A 16,312-nucleotide genomic window follows, 5' to 3' on the forward strand; every position below is an offset into this window, starting at 1 on the left:
CCCGCTGGACTCAGCAGCACGAAGAAGACGAGGAAGACTTCACGGGAATCCCGGCGGTTTTGCACGACGACGGAGCGCAGCACGCGGCGGCCTCCGGGGCTTGCGTAGGAGACTGCGCCGCCTCGCGCGATTCGCCGAACATCGGAATCGCGTTCAGCGTGTGATACGACTCCCATGCGATGCCCTGCGGATCGACGGTCCAGTACTTGTTCGAGTTCGCGTAGCAGCAGGCCGTACCGATCTGTTCGTCGATGGGCAACGCTGCGCCTTTCAGCCGGTCGTGCATCTCGTCCAGTTCCGCCTGGTTCTCGACCTGCACGCCCAGATGATCCAGGCCCGGCGTCGCGCCGCGCTGCGAGATGGCGAAATTCACGCGCGGATCGTCGAGCATCCACTTCGCGTAGTCGCTCTTCACGACAGTGGGCTCGGATGCGAACAACGCGGAGTAGAAGCGAACGCTTGCTGCGAGGTCTTCGACGGCGACGTGAATGTGAAAGCGCTTCATGATTGCTTCTTCCTGGAAGGGGAGCATGCTGTCGTGGGCGTGCAGGGATTGCCGCCGCAGCAGTTCTCGGTGAGATAGGCCAGCAGGCCGTTCATCGTTGCAAAATTCGCGCAGTAGTAGACAAAGCGCCCTTCCTGCCGGCTCGTGGCGAGTTGCGCGTGAGCCAGCTCCTTCAGGTGAAAGGAGAGGGACGACGGCGCGACGTCGAGCAGCGCGGCGATCTGGCCCGCCGGCATGCCTTCGGGGCCCGCCTGCACGAGGGCGCGAAACACGGCAAGCCGGGACTCGTGTGCGAGTGCCGCCAGAGCGGCGACGGTCTGGTTCGTTTCCATATTTCAATAATAGTCGAAATGTTGGAGAAAGACCAAGGAGCGCGTGCGCTCCTCAGCATGCCGATTCACGCGTGTGCTTCAGGCATTCGCGATCCCGGATTCGGCCAGCGCATCGCGCTCGAAGCGCCCGTAACGCAGTGCGAGCGTCGGAAGCACGATCAGATTCAGCGCCGTCGACGTGAGCAGTCCGCCCAGAATCACGATCGCCATCGGCCCTTCGATTTCGTTGCCCGCCGCGCCGCTCGTCACGGCGAGCGGCAGCAGCGCGAGTGCCGTGACCAGTGCCGTCATCAGAATCGGCACGAGCCGCTCGGATGCGCCTCGCACGGCGGTATCAATGCTCCATGTCGTTCCGTCCACATGCACGAGGTGTTCGTAGTGGCTGATCAGCATGATCGAGTTGCGCAGCGAGATGCCGAAGAGCGTCACGAAGCCCACCATGCTGCCGAGCGACAGGTTGCCGCCCGCGAGCAGCACGCTGACGACGCCGCCCACCAGCGCGAACGGCAGATTGGCCATCACCAGCACGACGCCTCGGCGGCTCTTCAACGCGAGGAACAGCAGCAGCGCAATGCCGACGATCGACATGACGCCATACGCTAGCAGATCGCGCTGGGACTGTGCGCGTGCTTCGCTTTCGCCGGCAAACACGGCGTAGGTGCCCGAGGGCATCGCGATCTCGCGGTTCACGCGCGCCTGCGCTTCGCGGACGAAGCCGCTCACCGCGCGCCTGCCGAGATTGACCGACACGGTCTGCATGCGCCGCCCGCCGTCGTGCGTGATCTGATAGCGGCCGGACACCTGGCTGATCGTCGCCAGTTCGCGCAACGGCACGGACAGGCCATCCGGGTTGCGCAGCATCAGCGCGCCGATATCGCCGAGTGTCGCGCGCGCGGACGGCGCGAGCACCACGCTGACGTCCGCGGTACGGCTGCCCTGATAGATCTGCGATACCGTCGTGCCCTGGCAGGCCGCCTGGATTGCATCGAGCACCTCAACAGGCCTGAAGCCCCAGCGGCTCAACTGGGCGGGCTTGAGCGTCACTTGCAGTTCGGGAATGCCGGGCGGCGATTCCACGCGTACGCTTGCCGCGCCGCGCATCGTTCCGAGCAGCCGGGCAATCTCTTGCGCCTTGCGATCGATGACGTCGAGGTTGTCGCCGAACACGTTGACGACGACGGGTGCCGTCACGCCGGAAATCGTCTCGTCGATACGCTCGACCAGAAACGTATTGACCGATACCGACAGGCCCGGAAACTTCGCGAGCGCCTGCTGGATGCGATAGAGCGTGCGGCTCTGCCGTGAAGCGCTCATCGGGGCGAGATCGACTTCGAACTCGGAGAGCTGCACGCCGACGGGGTCGACGACCTCGTTCGCGCGGCCCGCGCGTTGCGCGACGAGGCGCACGCCCGGCACCTCAAGCAGTGCCTTCGACACCTGCGCACCGATACGCATCGATTCTGCAAGCGACGCACCGGGCGCGAGCCCCATGTGCACGATGTAGTGCCCTTCGCGCAGTTCGGGAATGAAGTTGCCGCTCATGAACGGAAGTGTCGCGAGCGCGGCGACGCACATCACCGCGACCACGACCATGACCGTTTTCACGCGCGCCTCGACCTTCATCAGCAGCGTCACATATCGCGCCTTCAACCTTGCGATCAGCGGCGGTTCGTCGGCGGGGAGCGGGCCGCGCACGAGCAGCGCGAGCGCCATCGCGGGAGTGAGCGTGAGCGCGACGCCGAGCGATGCGAGCACGGCGAGGATGTACGCGATGCCGAGCGGCGCAAAGAGCTTGCCGGCCACACCGGAGAGCGTGAGCACAGGCAGAAAGATCAGCATCACGATGAACGTGGCGAACACCACGGCGCTGCGCACTTCGAGCGACGCGCGAAGAACGACGCGCCAGGCAGGCAATGGAGCAGGGAGCGCGCGATTTTGCCGCAAGCGCCGGTAGATGTTCTCGACGTCGATGATCGCATCGTCGACGACCTCGCCGAGCGCGATCGCAAGGCCGCCGAGCGTCATCGTGTTCAGGCTCACGCCGAACGACGTCAACACGATGATCGCGACGAGCAGCGAAAGCGGAATCGCAACGGCGGAAATGAAAGCGGCGCGCACGTTGAGCAGAAACAGAAACAGCACCGCGATCACGAGCACCGCGCCGATCAGCAACGCGCTGCGCAGATGGCCGATCGACGCATCGATGAAATTGGCCGGCCGGAACACGTCGGCGTTGACATCGACGCGCTCCTTCGCGAGCACCCGTTTGAGCGAGGCCAGCGTCTTCTCGATGTCTTTCGTGACGGCCAGCGTGTTCGTGCCGTACTGGCTTTCGAGCACCAGCATCACGCCCGGCTGTCCCATGATCGACGCCGCACCGACGGCGGGCGCGCTGCCCCACGTGAGCGTCGCGACATCCTGGAGACGGACGGCCGCGCCATTGCTCCAGCGCAGCACGGTTTCGCCGAGCTTCTGCGGCGTGGTGATCTGTCCGTCCGCGTTGACCGCGATGCGCTGATTGTCGTTTTCGACGAAGCCCGCGCCGCGCACGCCCGTCGATACACGTGCCGCCGCAATCACGTCCTGGATCGACAGGCCATAGCGAAGCAGCTTCGATGGATCGACCTGAATCTGTAGCTGGCGCGTGTCGCCGCCGAACACGATCGCGTCGGCGACACCGGGAACGCTCAGCAGTTGCGGCCGCACCGTCCACTGCGCGATGTCGTAAAGGTCCATCAACGAGCGTGTCTTCGACGTGAGGCCGATGGTCCGCACGACACTCGTCGTCGTCGTGAGCGGAAGGAGTCGCGGCGGCATCACGCCTGCGGGCATCGTCGCCGCAAGCGCGCTCACGCGCTCGGAGACGAGCTGGCGGATCTGCATCACGTTCGCGTGCGCGTCGAATACCAGCGTGATCGCCGACAGCCCCTGCATCGATTTCGAGCGCATCGACTGAAGTCCGACCAGCCCGCCGAGGCCGTTTTCGAGCGGCTGTGTCACGAGCGTTTCGACCTGTTCGCTGGTCAGGCCGGGCGCTTCCGTCTGGACGATGCTCATCGGCGGCGCGAACTCCGGAAACACGTCGAGCTTCGCGCGCGTGAGCGTGTAGAGACCGTAGCCGGCCGCGATGACGGCCAGCGCATAGATGATGCCGCGAAAGCGCAGCGAAAACCGGATGATCGCGTTGAGCATGAGGGCTAGTCGGGTGCGTGTCGTGCGAGGCTGGCGAACGGATCAGTCATCGCATTCGGGCGGGTCCTTGCAGGCCGTCGCGATGCCCTGCGGCTTCAGTTCCTCGGACAGCAGCAGCTGCGCGCCTTGCGTGACGACGGCATCGCCGGCATGGAATCCGGACGTGACGACGAAGCCCTGATCGCCTTCGTTGTCGGCGGGCACATAGCGCCGCGTGAAGCGGTCGGGCGCGGTTTGCACATAGCTCCATGCCTGGCCGCCGTACCACACCACCGCTCGCTCCGGAATGACGATCGCCGGCGTGGCTGGCGCGGAAGAAGGCACGCGCGCGCTCGTGCGGGTGCCGACGGGCAGCGCGCGATCCATTGCATAGAACCATGGGTTGCCCTGCACCGACGGATCGCCCGATGGCGAAGCCGAGAGCTTCTGTGCCGGCACGGCTTGACCATCCGGCGTATCGATCGTGATGTTCGCCGGCGCGGTGCCTGCGTAGTCGAAAGGCAGCGTGACGCGCAGCACGATCTCGCGGCCCGCAAGCAGGCGCTGGAAGAGACGGGAGGAAGGCGCCATCGCGGAATCGGCGAGCGCATCGCCGAACTGCTGCCTCATCGTCGCGTCGAGCCCGCTGACCGTCGCTTCCGCCGACCGCCGCTTCGCCTCGTCGGCCTGCATCGCCGCCCGCGCATCTTGCAGGCTCTTTTGCGAGACATTGCGATCGTCGTCGAACAGCACGCGGTTGCGTTCGTACTGCGTGCGCGAGTTGCCGGCCTGTGCCGTGAAGGTGTCGAGATCGGCGCGCGCGGCCGCGAGGCGGGTGCGCAAGTCGAAGAGCGGTTGCAGGTCGACGACGCTCGCATAGGCGGTGCGTTCGGGGCGAACGGTAAGCGCCGCGAGCCGCGTCGCCTCGATATGACTGGCGCGTTGCGCAGCGGCGCTCACGACGATCACCGTTTCGCCGTTCACGGTCTGTACGGTTGACTGTTGCACCGTCTGCGCAGCCGCAGCAGTCGCAGAGGCATTCGGGTAGAGCGCCTGGTAGAGCGTCCAGCACGCTCGCGCCGCCAGCGCAAGCGTGCCGGCGGACCAGAACAGAAAGCGGTTTTTCATTGGCGTGTCTCCTGTCCGGTCGCAGCGTCATTGAGTGAACCGGAGGCAAGCGGCCGCTGCATCGCGTCTTCGAGCGCGCCTGCCGCCTGCCATGCAGCAACGACGGCGTCGAGATGCGCGAGTTCGCTCGCCTCGTAGTCGGCCTTCGCCTGCACGAGGGTCAGGCGGTCAGCGTTGCCGGTGGCGAAACCCGCGACCTGGCTGTCGCGTTGCTTGCGCGCGGCCGCGAGATGGCGGGACGAAATGTGCATCGCGTCGAGGCTTGCCTGATAGTGCTCGAGCGCGTGGTCCAGGTCCCCGATGATCGATTCCTGCAGCGCGGCCGTGCGCGCGGCGGCTTCCTTGCGCTTCGCTTCGGCCTGTGCAATGCCGCCCTGGTTCTGGTCGAAGATGGGCAGCGAGATCCCGGCAACGCCGAACGCAATCTTGTGCGTGCCCGTGTCGTATGTGTAGCCGGGGCCGAGATGGATGTCCGGGTACTGCTTCGCGACTTCGAGCTGCAACGCCGACTCGGCGGCGGCATATTCGGCCAGCGATGCAAGCAGGTCCGCGCGATGGAAGATCGCGTCGCGCCGTGCGTCGTCGGCGGGCGGTGCAGGCGGCGCGCTGCCGAACGCATCGAGATCGAACTGGACGGCGTCGAGCGCGGCGACGGGAACGCCGATTGCCGCGCCGAGCTGCGCGCGCGCATCCTGCCGGGCGCTGACGGCTGCGGCCAGATCGGCTTGCGCCTGTGTCTCGGCGAGCACTTGCGCATCGACATCGGGTCCCGAGTTTTCGCCGACGGCGCGGCGCTTCGTGACCATCCGCACGATCTGCTGTTCGTCGTCGGCCTTGCGCGACAGGAACGCCGTGCGCTCGCGAGCCGCGTATAGCGCGGTCAGCGCATCGCGCACCTGTCCGCGTACTTTCCATGCTTCGCTGCCGATCGCAAGCCGCGCCGCTTCCGACAGATGCGACGCCTGGTCCATCCGATAGCCGCGCTTGCCCGCCGTCTCGATCGGGATGTCGAGCGAAGGGCCCGTTACGTAGGGCGCGCCGGGGCCCGGATTCGGCGTCGCGTACTGGAACGGCAACTGGAGCACCGGGTTTGGAATCGCCGCTGCCACGTCGATACCCGCTTTCGCGGTGCCCCATTGCGCACGCGCGATATCGAGCGACGGGCTGTAGTACCACGCGGCGAACGTGAGCATGCGTTCGTTCCAGCTCGCCAATGGCCACTCGATTTCGTGGCCGAGTTCGCGGCTCAAGTACTGGTGCAGATCGTCGGACGTGAGGGATCTTTCTTCGAACTGTCGGGCAAGCTGCGTCGGCGCGATGGGCTGTGCGCGATAAGTGGCGCAGCCCGCCAGCAAGGTAAAGGCAATCAGTAGTGCGCGGCGCATTCCGGCATCCATGAGTCTCGCTTCCGCCTGCACGGGCGGTTCCAGACCAGGATGCTACGCAAGCGCGTGTGAAGTTTTCGTCAAGACACTGCGGAAAGGGCGTCCGGACTCGCGCTGCCGGGGCCGGCGGCCGGCAGACGCAGCGAGACGCGCGTGCCTCGGCCCGGCTCGCTTTCCAGTTCGACGGGCCAGCCATAGCGGTCGCAGATCTTCTTCACGATCGCGAGACCGATGCCGACGCCGTGGCCCGCCGTCTGCTCCGGACTCGCCTGATAGAACCGGTCGAACACATGCGGCAGCGCATGCGCGGAGATGCCGGAACCCGTATCCTCGATGCGCAGCCAGCCGTCCGCGTAGGAGAACCGGAGGTGCCCGCGATCGGTGTGGCGCGACGCGTTGTCGGCGAGGTTCGACAACACGATGGCGAGCGCGGACCGATTCGCCGCGACGTGAACGTTGCGGTCCATGTCGATCACGGTCTCAACGCCTTTGTTTGCAAGACGATCGGCAAACGGCGCGAGTGCAGTCTCGATCATGCGTGCGAGGCGAACGGGCTCGACATTCTGCGTCGACTCTTCGCGGGCGAGCAGGAGCAGCGCATTGACGAGTTCGCGCATGTTGTCGGCCGCGCGTTCGATCTGCTGAATGCGGGCCCGCGATTTCGTGCCCTGTGCTGCGTCCTGCTCCAGCAGTTCACAACTCGTCTTGATCGTGGTGAGCGGCGTACGCAGCTCGTGACTGACATTGCAGGTGAATTCCTTCTCGCGCTCGATCATGTCCGCCATGCGCCGGTGATAGTCGTTGAATGCTTCGACGAGTCCGACGAGTTCGACTTCATCGTATTTGCCGGGATTGATCGGCGTCGATCCGCCGAGCCTGAGCGCCTTGACCTGCCGCGCGAGCCCTGCGACCTGGCGCACCAGCAGGCCCGACAGCCCGTACGCAAGCCAGATGGTCAGCAGCGCGAAGATACCCGTGCCCGCCATCAGCATGTCGATCACATGCCGGAACTGCTTCTCGTAGACGCTGAAGTTGTAGACGCGGTACAGACGGCGCGCTTCGAACGGCACGACCGCGACGTGAATCTCGCGATCGTCGAGCACGATTTCGTGCGTGCCCTCGGATAGATTCCTGATCGAACCCGGCAGTGCCGCGAGCGGCTGATCTGCCGCCGACACGTATCCGTTCAGGCGCGCGTCGAAGGGCGGCAGCAGCGCGGGATTCGCACGGTAGCCTTGCATCACGTTGGCGATGTCGTCGCGGATCAGCGCCGTGATCAGCTTTTCTTCCTGGGCCTCGGCAAATGTCTTGACGCCCAGCGCCTGGGCGACGAGCAGCACGATCGTCAGCGCGGAAAAGACGAGTGCGACCTTGAAGCGCAAACTATGACGCATGGCCATCGCTCACGACGAAACGGTAACCAAGGCCGTGAACCGTCTCGATCAGGTCGTCTTCGCCCGGCGTGGTCAACGCCCGGCGCAGCGTATAGACATGCGTACGCAGCGTGTCGCTGTCCGGGAGCTGCTCGCCCCATACTTCGTTTTCGAGTTCGGCACGGCTGAACACACGGTTCGGCGACTGCATCAGAATGCGCAGCAGTTGCAGGCATTTGGGCGGCAGCTTGATGGCTCGGCCCGCGCGTTCGACACTCAACGTCGTCAGATCGAGTTGCACGTCCGCGCAACGGATCACGGCGGCCGCTACCTGGCCCTTGTAGCGCTTGATCAGCGCACTGACCCGCGCGCCGACTTCCTTCAGCGAAAAAGGCTTGATGAGGTAATCGTCGGCGCCGTGCACGAAGCCCGCGAGCTTGTCGTCGAGCGTGTCCTTGGCGGTCAGCATCAGCACGGGTGTATCGCGATGCGCTTCCTCGCGCAGCTTGCGGCACAGCGTCAGCCCATCCATTCCGGGCAACGCGAGATCGAGGAGGATGGCATCCCACGGTCCGGCCAGAGCGAGTTGCAGTCCGGCGGGACCACTCGATGCAAGATCGACTTCGTAGCCGGCATTCTCGAGGTAGTCATAGAGGTTGGTCGCGATGCTCACATCGTCTTCGATCACGAGGACCCGCACGATATGTTCTCCCAGGTCGTCAAGTGGCATTCATTTTGCCACGCGCGTGGGGGCTCAAAGGCGATGAACGATGGCGTGCGGTAGTCCACCTCATGCACCGCATCGGTGCGCACGGTCATAAAAACTTCATTCAAGTATTCGCTTTCAGGGCCGTAAAGAAGGCGCATTCCTTCGAAAGCACTCTTCTCTCCGTTCCTCGCGGTCGCGCATGCCATCGCGACGCATTGCCAAGCAGGTCTCCCAATGCGCAAGTTAAGTATCAGAACCCGCCTTCTTCTTTTGACCGGCGCCGTTACCGTCATTGCCCTTTGCATCGGCGCGGCGGGATCGATGGGCGTGTCGAGGTCGATCGACACGCTGCAGCAGATGTATGAGGGACGAGCACAAGCGTTGCAGACGATATCGACCATCAACGAACTTGTCACCGAAACGGTCTTTGCTGTGAGCGACGCAATTCTCGACCCGTCGGCGCAGAAAACCCAGGCGGTTGCTGCAAGTGGCGTCGCTCGCATCGAGCAAGTCGACACGCTGATGAAGCAGTATCTCGCCAACAGCGCATCGGCGGACTCGCGTGAACTCGCGACGAAATACGCTTCGAATTGGGCGAACCTGCGCGACAAGGGTCTGCGGCCAGCCGTTCAGCAACTGAGCGCAAACAGCCTGGCCGAGGCGCAGTGGGTGCAGACGCAAACCGTCGACCCGTTGTCGCGCGCGTTGAAGCAACAGGGCGCGGAACTGCGCAAGATCGAATTGACGGCCGCGCAATCCGAATACGAGCAGGCGACAAAGGCGGGTCACGTCGTCGAACTGCTCGTCATCGGCTTTATCGTCGTCGGCCTGGGTGTCGTGGCTGCGCTGTGCGCGTCGATGTCGAGAAGCCTGTTCCGCGAACTCGGCGGCGAGCCGCAGACGGCTGCGGAAATTGCCAATCGCGTCGCGTCGGGCGATCTCTCCGTCGATGTGCCCGTGAAGCCGGGCGACACGCACAGCGTATTGTTCGCGATGAAGACGATGCGCGAACGTCTGGCCTCGATGATCGGCGAGATCAGTCACTCGACGGATACGATCGCCGAAGCGAGCGCATCCATCGCGAGCGGCACGGGCGCGCTTGCGACCAGCGCAGAGGAACACGCGGCGAGCATCCAGCAGACTTCGGCGAGCATGCAGCAACTTGCATCGATGGTCAGGGCCAACGCGGAACATGCCGCCGAGGCGCGCACGCTGGCGGGCATCGCGTCGGGCAAGGCAGGCGACGGTGACCGCGCCGCGAAAGACGCCGGCGCGCGGATGCGCGCACTCGCGGAACAGTCGGGCCGCGTGCGCGATATCACGTCGGTGATCGAAGGCATTGCATTCCAGACGAACCTGCTCGCCCTCAACGCGGCCGTCGAAGCCGCGCGCGCCGGCAATCAGGGACGTGGCTTCGCCGTCGTCGCGCAGGAAGTGCGCGCGCTTGCCGAGCGAAGCTCGAAAGCGGCAAAGGAAATCGGTGCGTTGATCAAGGAGATGACGGCCGAAGTGGATCACAGCGGCGTTGCAGTCGAAGCAGCCGGGGCCACGATTGTCGATTTGCTGGCCGCCGTTCGCGGCGTGGCGGATCTGGTCGACTCGATCGCGGAAGCGTCGCGCGAGCAGAGCAACGGCATCGAACAGGTCAACTCAGCCGTTCTCGTGATGGACCGCGTGACGCAGCAGAACACCGCTTTCGTGCAGGACGGCGCGCAGGCGTCGGGCGACTTGCGCGTGCAGGCGGAATCCTTGCGCTCGGCTGTGCGGGCCTTTCAGCTTTAAGCTGAAATCTTCTCTTTGCTACGCGAGCCCCGGCCGCTCGATACTGCCGGTGGCTTTGCGCTTTTTGGCTTCGGCCTTCCTGCAAACGTCGAGCAGTAACCATCGGGCGACGGTTTCGGGACGGTCCATGTCGTACCGCGCCGAACGGATTTCCCAGCCGAAATAGACAATAACGCTGCCATCCAGCAGGCGATATGAGCCGGTATAAGTATTGCCATCGATGGCGACTGTCAACGGTCGCCTTTCTTCGTATAGAGATACTGCCACGCTTATGAAAGTGATTCGCAAAATAAAAACCTAAACGGACGAATATTGTGAGTCAACCCAATATACGTTTTGATGCAAATTTACTTGGCGATTAATAGGCGCAATGCGACGCGCAATGCGGTGGCCAGTACTTCGCGAATGAGCCGCGAATTATGAGGCTTTTGCTGCGACTAAAATCTCATAGCGTTAGCTCTCTGATCTATACCGGCTCGGCTCATGAGTAATAACTCCGAGCACAGGAACGACGAGAATCTCCTCGAAATCAGAGGCCGCCGTATTGCCGGCATCTACCTCGCCGGGTTTCTGCGCCTTTATGAGCACTACCGCGCCCGCGCACTCGCGCTCGCGATCAAGGCGACCCGAATCGAATGCGCATATCGCGCTGCCCGGCGAGCCGCACGCAGGAAGTGCACTCGCGCAAGACCCTCAATCCGGCGGATTCGGTGTAGCCTGATAGTCCCGAGCGCAAATGGGAGCCGGTATGGAACAGGAGCTGAAGCTGCGGGTCCGCATCGAAGATCTCGACACATTGCGTCACGCGCCTTTGTTTGCGCAATCGAAAGGCGCGGCCGAGGCTCCCCGGCTGCTGACGAGCACCTATTTCGACACGCCCGAGCTTGCCATTCACGGATGCGGGGCTTCGCTGCGCGTGCGTGCCGTCGGCGACGAGAGACTCCAGACGTTGAAGCTCGAAGGATCGGTGCAGGCAGGCCTGTTCGACAGGGACGAGTTCGAGATGCCCGTCGATGGCGATACGCCCGATCTGACGCTGCTGCACGATTCGATACCCGAGGAAAGCGACTGCGGAAAGCTGATTCGCGACGCGTCCGCTGCGGCCCAGCTAAAGCCCGTGTTTGTCACGCGTATCAATCGATCGGTTTTTCCGCTGCGCTTGCCGTCCGGAGATGAAATCGAAGTTGCATTCGACGAGGGCACCGTCGAAGCCGATTCGGGCTCGGCGCCGATCGCGGCGCTCGAACTGGAGTTGAAACAGGGGCAGCCGGAAAGCCTGTACGGCGTCGCACTGGAATTGCTCGACAGCGTGCCGCTGCGCATCGACCGCTTCAGCAAGGCCGACCTCGGCTACGCGCTGCTCATCGCGGAGCACCGCGCGGCCGTCAAGGCGCAACCCGTGCTTCTGCACAAAAGCGATTCGGTCGAAGAAGCGTTCTGCAGCATCGCGCGCAACTGTCTCGCTCAGGTTCATGCGAACGAGCGCGGCGTCGTGTCCGGGCATGATCCGTCAAGTGTTCATCAGATGCGCGTGGGGCTTCGCCGTTTGCGCTCGGCGCTCGATCTGTTCGCGACGGTCATTCCCGCTTATACCCGTCTCGAAGAGGACTTGCGCTGGATCGCATCGGAGCTCGGCGCCGCGCGTGACTGGGAAGTGCTCGCGGGATCGACGCTCGAACGTTCGGGCGCGAGCGGCAATCCTGAAGAGCTGCTGCCCGTGCGCGACGCATGCTTGAAGATCGCCGCCAACAACCGGCAGCGCGCGGCCGAGGCCGTCGAGTCGGTTCGCTACACGCGGCTCGCGCTGCAACTCGCGCAATGGTTGAGCCGAAAAGAATGGCGAGGCGAAATGTCCGGCGAGCAGCGTGAAGCGATCAACCAGCCCGCGAGGCTGTTTGCCGTGGACGTGCTGCGTCGCCGGCACAGGAAACTGATAAAGCGTGGCAAGGGGCTCGCGGATATCGACGATCACCGTCGTCACCGCGCGCGGATCGCGGCGAAGAAAGTTCGATACGCGACCGAGTTCTTCGCGTCGCTTTGCCCCAAGCGCGTCGTGCAACACTACGTCGGCGCACTGACTGAGCTACAGGACGATCTCGGCTGGCGCAACGATGCCGTCGTCGCCGATCAGCTTCTGAAGTCGCTGCCGCGAACCTCGCCTGAGACGGCTGCGGGGGCGGCCTTTGCACGGGGCTTTCTCGCGTCACGCGTGGCCGCCGATCATCAGACATTGAAGAAGCTCTGGAAACGCTTCAGACGTCTTTCGCCGCCGCACTAATCCGAGCGCTTCGTTATCACGTGTGCAGTCGTCAGGTGTGCGGTGGTCAGGTGCGCGAAACAAGGCGCATCCGACAAGATGCTTTCCACCTCACGCGGCTTCCGGCCGAAACGCGTGATGCGGGATGTCGTGCGCAATGATCGGCTCGCGTGTGACCGCGCTTTCGCTCTGGCGATCCGTCGATGGGGAAGATCCTTCTGGCTCCAACGCGGCGAGCGGGTCGAGAATGCTCGACGCGTGATGCAGACAGACCCACTCCGGATGATCAGGCCTTTGCGGATCGAATTCGCGCATCCAGTTTGTCCCGCAGACGCGGCACTGGTAGTTCTGGACCAGCACGGGCTTGCGACCGAGCGGACGCAGCTTTTTCGGCTTGTGCAATGCCCGCAACTCGTCGTGTGGCACGGTCGCATCGCTGCAGTGCATCCGGTCGCAGGCTTCGCAGGACATTTCAGTCGGGCTCAGCGAAAGAGAAGTAACTATAGCAGCGTAAACGGCCGTGCGCGCAACCAGTACGAGCCGATAAATACTGCATAAGCAGTGCATAAATACGGGATCGCCTTCGGCCTGCTGATCGCGGCAGGGCTGTTCCTTTACGAAGCCCGCGTCATCATCAGCGATAGTCTGCTCGATGAAGATGCCGTTGACGTATTGAGTCAGGCAAATCGTGTTCTTCACGATCTGGAAAATGCCGAGACGGGGCAACGCGGCTATTTGTTGACGAGTGACGAAAGCTATTTGCAACCGTATCGTCAGGGCGTTCGCGACTTCGACGACACCGTGCTCCGGCTTCATCGGGTCGTGGCCGAAAAGATAAGACACCGGATAACGAATACCCGTCGCCATCATTCCACTCACTCTTCAGCAATTTCGATCGCTTGATCGATATTCACCGATTCACGCTGCCGATTCCGGCAATTAGACTGTCTGCGGGATGGGTTGCAGTAATCGGGTATCGAAAGGTTGGCGCTGCAAAGACAGCGCACGGCATGATGTCGTCGATCGTCGACTCAGAACTCGCGTGCTTCGCGTAGCACAGGCGTCCACAACGCTCACGACGATTACTTCACGTTGTCCGCCGTATCGAAGGGACTCGACTGCGCGGCCGCGGCGAACATCTGCGTGAACTCATCGAGCGCGGCGAGCGTATCGCGGCCGCTGCGCGTGATCCTGTAAAACGAAAACTCCAACTCGGGACGAATCACGTCGATCCGCACCTGATTGTGGCGGCAGATATGCTCGCAGAACGACGGCATGATCGCAACGCCGAGCCCTTCATGCGCCATCGCGATCGCCGTCTGCAAATGCCCGACGACCGTTCGTCTTCCTGTCGTCACTTCTTCCTTCGATAGCGACGCCTCGATCAGGCGCTGCAACGGGTTGTCCTTGGGCAGCGTGATCATCGGCAGCCCTTCGAGCGCGCGCCACTGCACGCCGTCGCGCGGCACCTTGCCGATGCCGTGCGCGCCATCCATCGTCGACGACACGACGACGAGCCGCGTCGGAAAGATCGGCACGCGATCGATACCGGACAACTGCGAGAAGAAAACGCCGAACGCCGCATCCAGATCGCCTTCTTCGACCATCTTCAGCAGCTCGCTCGGCGGACGATCGACCAGTTCGATCTGCGCTTGCGGGCTGGTCTCGGCGAAGCGCGCGAGCACTTGGGGCATCAGGCTCGCGGCGATCATCGGCGTGCAGCCCAGCAGCAGCGATGCCTTCTTTTGCCGGCCCAGTTCGTTCAGCTCGATCACGGATTTCTCGAGCGTCTCGACGATCTTCATCGCGGTCGGATAGAACAGGCGGCCCGCTTCCGTCAGCGCGACGGTGCGTGTCGTGCGCTCGAACAAACGGCAATTGAGCTGCGTCTCCAGCTCGCGAATGATGGCACTCAGCGCCGCCTGACTCAGATGCATGCTCTTCGCCGTCTTCGTAAAACTCGATGCGTTCGCGACGCCAAGAAAGACTTTGAGTTGTTTGAGGGACAGGTTCATCGACGGCGATCCTCGAAGGCAGGGCAGGGTAGGGCTGCCCGGATTCTATCGCCGTGCAGGCGTATCCGCGACGGGGACAAGCCCGATCGCGAATACGAGGCCGCGATGACGCGGCGGCCGGGCGCGCCGCGCAAACGTTGCGACAGCGCGCGATGTGGGCGCAGAAAGCGTGCTTCAAGCGAATGCGTAGCGGCCTTCGCTGTCGCGGACGATCGCGCGCCTCGCGCCCGTATCTTCGAGCCAGCGCACGATTTCGCGGCCCTCGCGCGTGCCCGTCGCCGACATCAGTTCCGTGAAGCGCTTCGGTCCGTGTTCCAATGCCGCGTCGAGCGAGTCGAAGCGCGCGCCCGTGAGTGCGGGCGGCGTCGGCACGCGATGTTCGAGATCGCGCTCTTCGCCCGGACGCAGCAGCGGCAGCGTCAGATCGAAGCCGACCTTTGCCGTCACCGTTGCGCGGACCAGCGACGGATCGAGCGGCATCGCGCGCATGCCGGCGTGCATCACGAGATCGCGGTCGGCCTGGAAGCGCGTGGTGAGCGCCCAGTCCATCTGCTCGTCGGAGAAGATGTCGATATCGGGGTCGACGACGAATACATGCTTGACGTTCGCGAGCGACGCGAACACGGCCGCGATTGCATTGCGCGCCTCGCCCGGCACGCGCTGTTGCATCGCGACGCGCACATTGAACATGCCGCCCGTCGCGGGGCTCGCATAGACGCCCCTGATTTCGCGCACGGCGGTTTCGAGCGCGCGCCAGACAGTGACTTCCGTGCGCAGCGCGGCCAGTTGCGCGGTATCGGTGCGCGCCATCGTGCGTCCGCCGATCGTGCACGTCTGGAACACCGCGTCCTTGCGATGCGTGATGGCCGTCAGATGAAAAACCGGGTTCGTCTTGATGCCGCCGTAATAGCCGAGGAATTCGCCGTAAGGTCCTTCAGGTTCCGCGTGGCCGCGTTCGTCCAGATAGCCTTCGAGAATGAACTCGGCGTCGGCGGGCACGAGCAGATCGTTGGTCACGCATTTGACGACGCCCATCGTCGCGCCGCGCAGCGCCGCGACGAGTTCGAGTTCGTCGGCGGGAATGCGCATCGTCGCGCCGACGTGATCGATGGGATGCGTGCCGACGGCGAACGCAATCGGCAGGCGCTCGCCGCGCTTCGCATGCGCGATCGCGATCGCGCGCAGATCGGACGGCGCGACGAGGTCGATGCCCGCCGTGCGCCGGCCACGCAACATCAGACGGCGAATGCCGACATTGGTCCAGCCGGTGTCGGCATCGACGGCGAAGTCGGTTATAGCCCGTACTGCGCGCCGACCACGCAGAAGCCGGTCGCGAACACGGCGAACATCAGCCACGCCTCGGACATGCCGTGTCCAAGAAACGCGACGACGGGGCAACCGATTGCAGGCAGCGAGATGATGGCGAGCACGCCATGACGATCGACGAAGCGGCACAGGATCAGTCCGCCAAGCACGCCGCCCACCGAGAACATCGTCGTGATGATGCCGGCGCTTTGCGGGTTGATGCCGACGCCTTCCATCAGGATCGGCAGCCAGTTCTGCAGAAAGTACAGCGCCATCGAATTGACGATGAAGACGATCCACAGCAGCGGCGTGATCGCGCGCAGGCCGTCGGAAAAGATCAGCTTGAGCAC

At 63.8% G+C, this 16,312-nt stretch carries 15 protein-coding genes and 1 pseudogene; 4 read left to right on the forward strand and 12 right to left on the reverse strand.

Annotation, left to right across the window (positions count from 1 at the left end):
• Positions 1–10: 10 nt before the first annotated feature.
• From AB4Y32_RS19990 to AB4Y32_RS20020, 7 genes are all read right to left on the reverse strand, one after another.
• The gene (locus tag AB4Y32_RS19990) at positions 11–505 is read right to left on the reverse strand and encodes an ArsI/CadI family heavy metal resistance metalloenzyme (RefSeq protein WP_368723006.1); all 495 of its coding nucleotides are present in this window, start codon (positions 503–505) and stop codon (positions 11–13) included.
• A complete protein-coding gene (locus tag AB4Y32_RS19995) occupies positions 502–837 on the reverse strand; it encodes an ArsR/SmtB family transcription factor (protein WP_368723007.1) in 336 nt (111 codons plus the stop codon). Before AB4Y32_RS19995 ends, AB4Y32_RS19990 begins: the two co-directional genes overlap by 4 nt.
• Before the next feature lie 78 nt (positions 838–915).
• Positions 916–4,029 carry an efflux RND transporter permease subunit gene (locus tag AB4Y32_RS20000; protein WP_368723008.1) on the reverse strand — a complete coding sequence of 1,038 codons (3,114 nt, stop codon included), beginning with the start codon at positions 4,027–4,029 and terminating at the stop codon, positions 916–918.
• Between the two features lie 42 nt (positions 4,030–4,071).
• The gene (locus AB4Y32_RS20005; protein ID WP_368723009.1) at positions 4,072–5,136 is read right to left on the reverse strand and encodes an efflux RND transporter periplasmic adaptor subunit; all 1,065 of its coding nucleotides are present in this window, start codon (positions 5,134–5,136) and stop codon (positions 4,072–4,074) included.
• Positions 5,133–6,521: a TolC family protein gene (locus tag AB4Y32_RS20010; RefSeq protein ID WP_368723010.1), complete on the reverse strand. Its 1,389-nt coding sequence runs from the start codon at positions 6,519–6,521 to the stop codon at positions 5,133–5,135. The genes AB4Y32_RS20005 and AB4Y32_RS20010 overlap by 4 nt, the downstream gene beginning before the upstream one ends.
• Before the next feature lie 80 nt (positions 6,522–6,601).
• On the reverse strand, positions 6,602–7,915 hold the full coding sequence (locus AB4Y32_RS20015) for a sensor histidine kinase (protein ID WP_368723011.1): 1,314 nt from the start codon (positions 7,913–7,915) through the stop codon (positions 6,602–6,604).
• Complete coding sequence (locus AB4Y32_RS20020) at positions 7,905–8,594, reverse strand: response regulator transcription factor (protein WP_368723142.1); 690 nt, start codon at positions 8,592–8,594, stop codon at positions 7,905–7,907. Before AB4Y32_RS20020 ends, AB4Y32_RS20015 begins: the two co-directional genes overlap by 11 nt.
• 243 nt (positions 8,595–8,837) lie before the next feature.
• Here AB4Y32_RS20020 and AB4Y32_RS20025 point away from each other — a divergent pair, with 243 nt between their 5' ends.
• Positions 8,838–10,385 (forward strand): methyl-accepting chemotaxis protein, encoded by a 1,548-nt coding sequence (locus AB4Y32_RS20025; RefSeq protein WP_368723012.1) that lies wholly within the window; start codon positions 8,838–8,840, stop codon positions 10,383–10,385.
• Positions 10,386–10,403: 18 nt separating this feature from the next.
• Here the strand turns inward: AB4Y32_RS20025 and AB4Y32_RS20030 are convergent, their stop codons facing one another.
• Entirely contained in the window at positions 10,404–10,619 is a 216-nt protein-coding gene (locus AB4Y32_RS20030) for a hypothetical protein (RefSeq protein WP_368723013.1), read from the reverse strand.
• 203 nt (positions 10,620–10,822) lie between these two features.
• Between AB4Y32_RS20030 and AB4Y32_RS40700 the strand changes: the two are divergent.
• Both AB4Y32_RS40700 and AB4Y32_RS20035 read left to right on the forward strand, forming a co-directional pair.
• A pseudogene (locus AB4Y32_RS40700) lies at positions 10,823–11,106 on the forward strand (phospholipase D-like domain-containing protein); the annotation flags it as partial.
• A 27-nt stretch (positions 11,107–11,133) separates the two neighbouring features.
• On the forward strand, positions 11,134–12,663 hold the full coding sequence (locus AB4Y32_RS20035) for a CYTH and CHAD domain-containing protein (protein WP_368723014.1): 1,530 nt from the start codon (positions 11,134–11,136) through the stop codon (positions 12,661–12,663).
• Between the two features lie 90 nt (positions 12,664–12,753).
• Here the strand turns inward: AB4Y32_RS20035 and AB4Y32_RS20040 are convergent, their stop codons facing one another.
• Complete coding sequence (locus AB4Y32_RS20040) at positions 12,754–13,113, reverse strand: hypothetical protein (protein WP_368723015.1); 360 nt, start codon at positions 13,111–13,113, stop codon at positions 12,754–12,756.
• A gap of 90 nt (positions 13,114–13,203) precedes the next feature.
• Here AB4Y32_RS20040 and AB4Y32_RS20045 point away from each other — a divergent pair, with 90 nt between their 5' ends.
• Positions 13,204–13,545, forward strand: coding sequence for a CHASE3 domain-containing protein (locus tag AB4Y32_RS20045; RefSeq protein WP_368723016.1), 342 nt, complete (start codon positions 13,204–13,206; stop codon positions 13,543–13,545).
• A gap of 179 nt (positions 13,546–13,724) precedes the next feature.
• Here AB4Y32_RS20045 and AB4Y32_RS20050 read toward each other — a convergent pair whose 3' ends face one another.
• The 3 genes from AB4Y32_RS20050 to AB4Y32_RS20060 form a co-directional block, all read right to left on the reverse strand.
• Positions 13,725–14,657: a LysR family transcriptional regulator gene (locus tag AB4Y32_RS20050; RefSeq protein WP_368723017.1), complete on the reverse strand. Its 933-nt coding sequence runs from the start codon at positions 14,655–14,657 to the stop codon at positions 13,725–13,727.
• Positions 14,658–14,831: 174 nt separating this feature from the next.
• A complete protein-coding gene (locus tag AB4Y32_RS20055) occupies positions 14,832–16,013 on the reverse strand; it encodes a UbiD family decarboxylase domain-containing protein (RefSeq protein ID WP_368723018.1) in 1,182 nt (393 codons plus the stop codon).
• Positions 15,950–16,312: an MFS transporter gene (locus tag AB4Y32_RS20060; protein WP_368723019.1), complete on the reverse strand. Its 363-nt coding sequence runs from the start codon at positions 16,310–16,312 to the stop codon at positions 15,950–15,952. Before AB4Y32_RS20060 ends, AB4Y32_RS20055 begins: the two co-directional genes overlap by 64 nt.

Source organism: Paraburkholderia phymatum (genome assembly GCF_040965635.1).
GTDB lineage: Bacteria > Pseudomonadota > Gammaproteobacteria > Burkholderiales > Burkholderiaceae > Paraburkholderia > Paraburkholderia phymatum_B.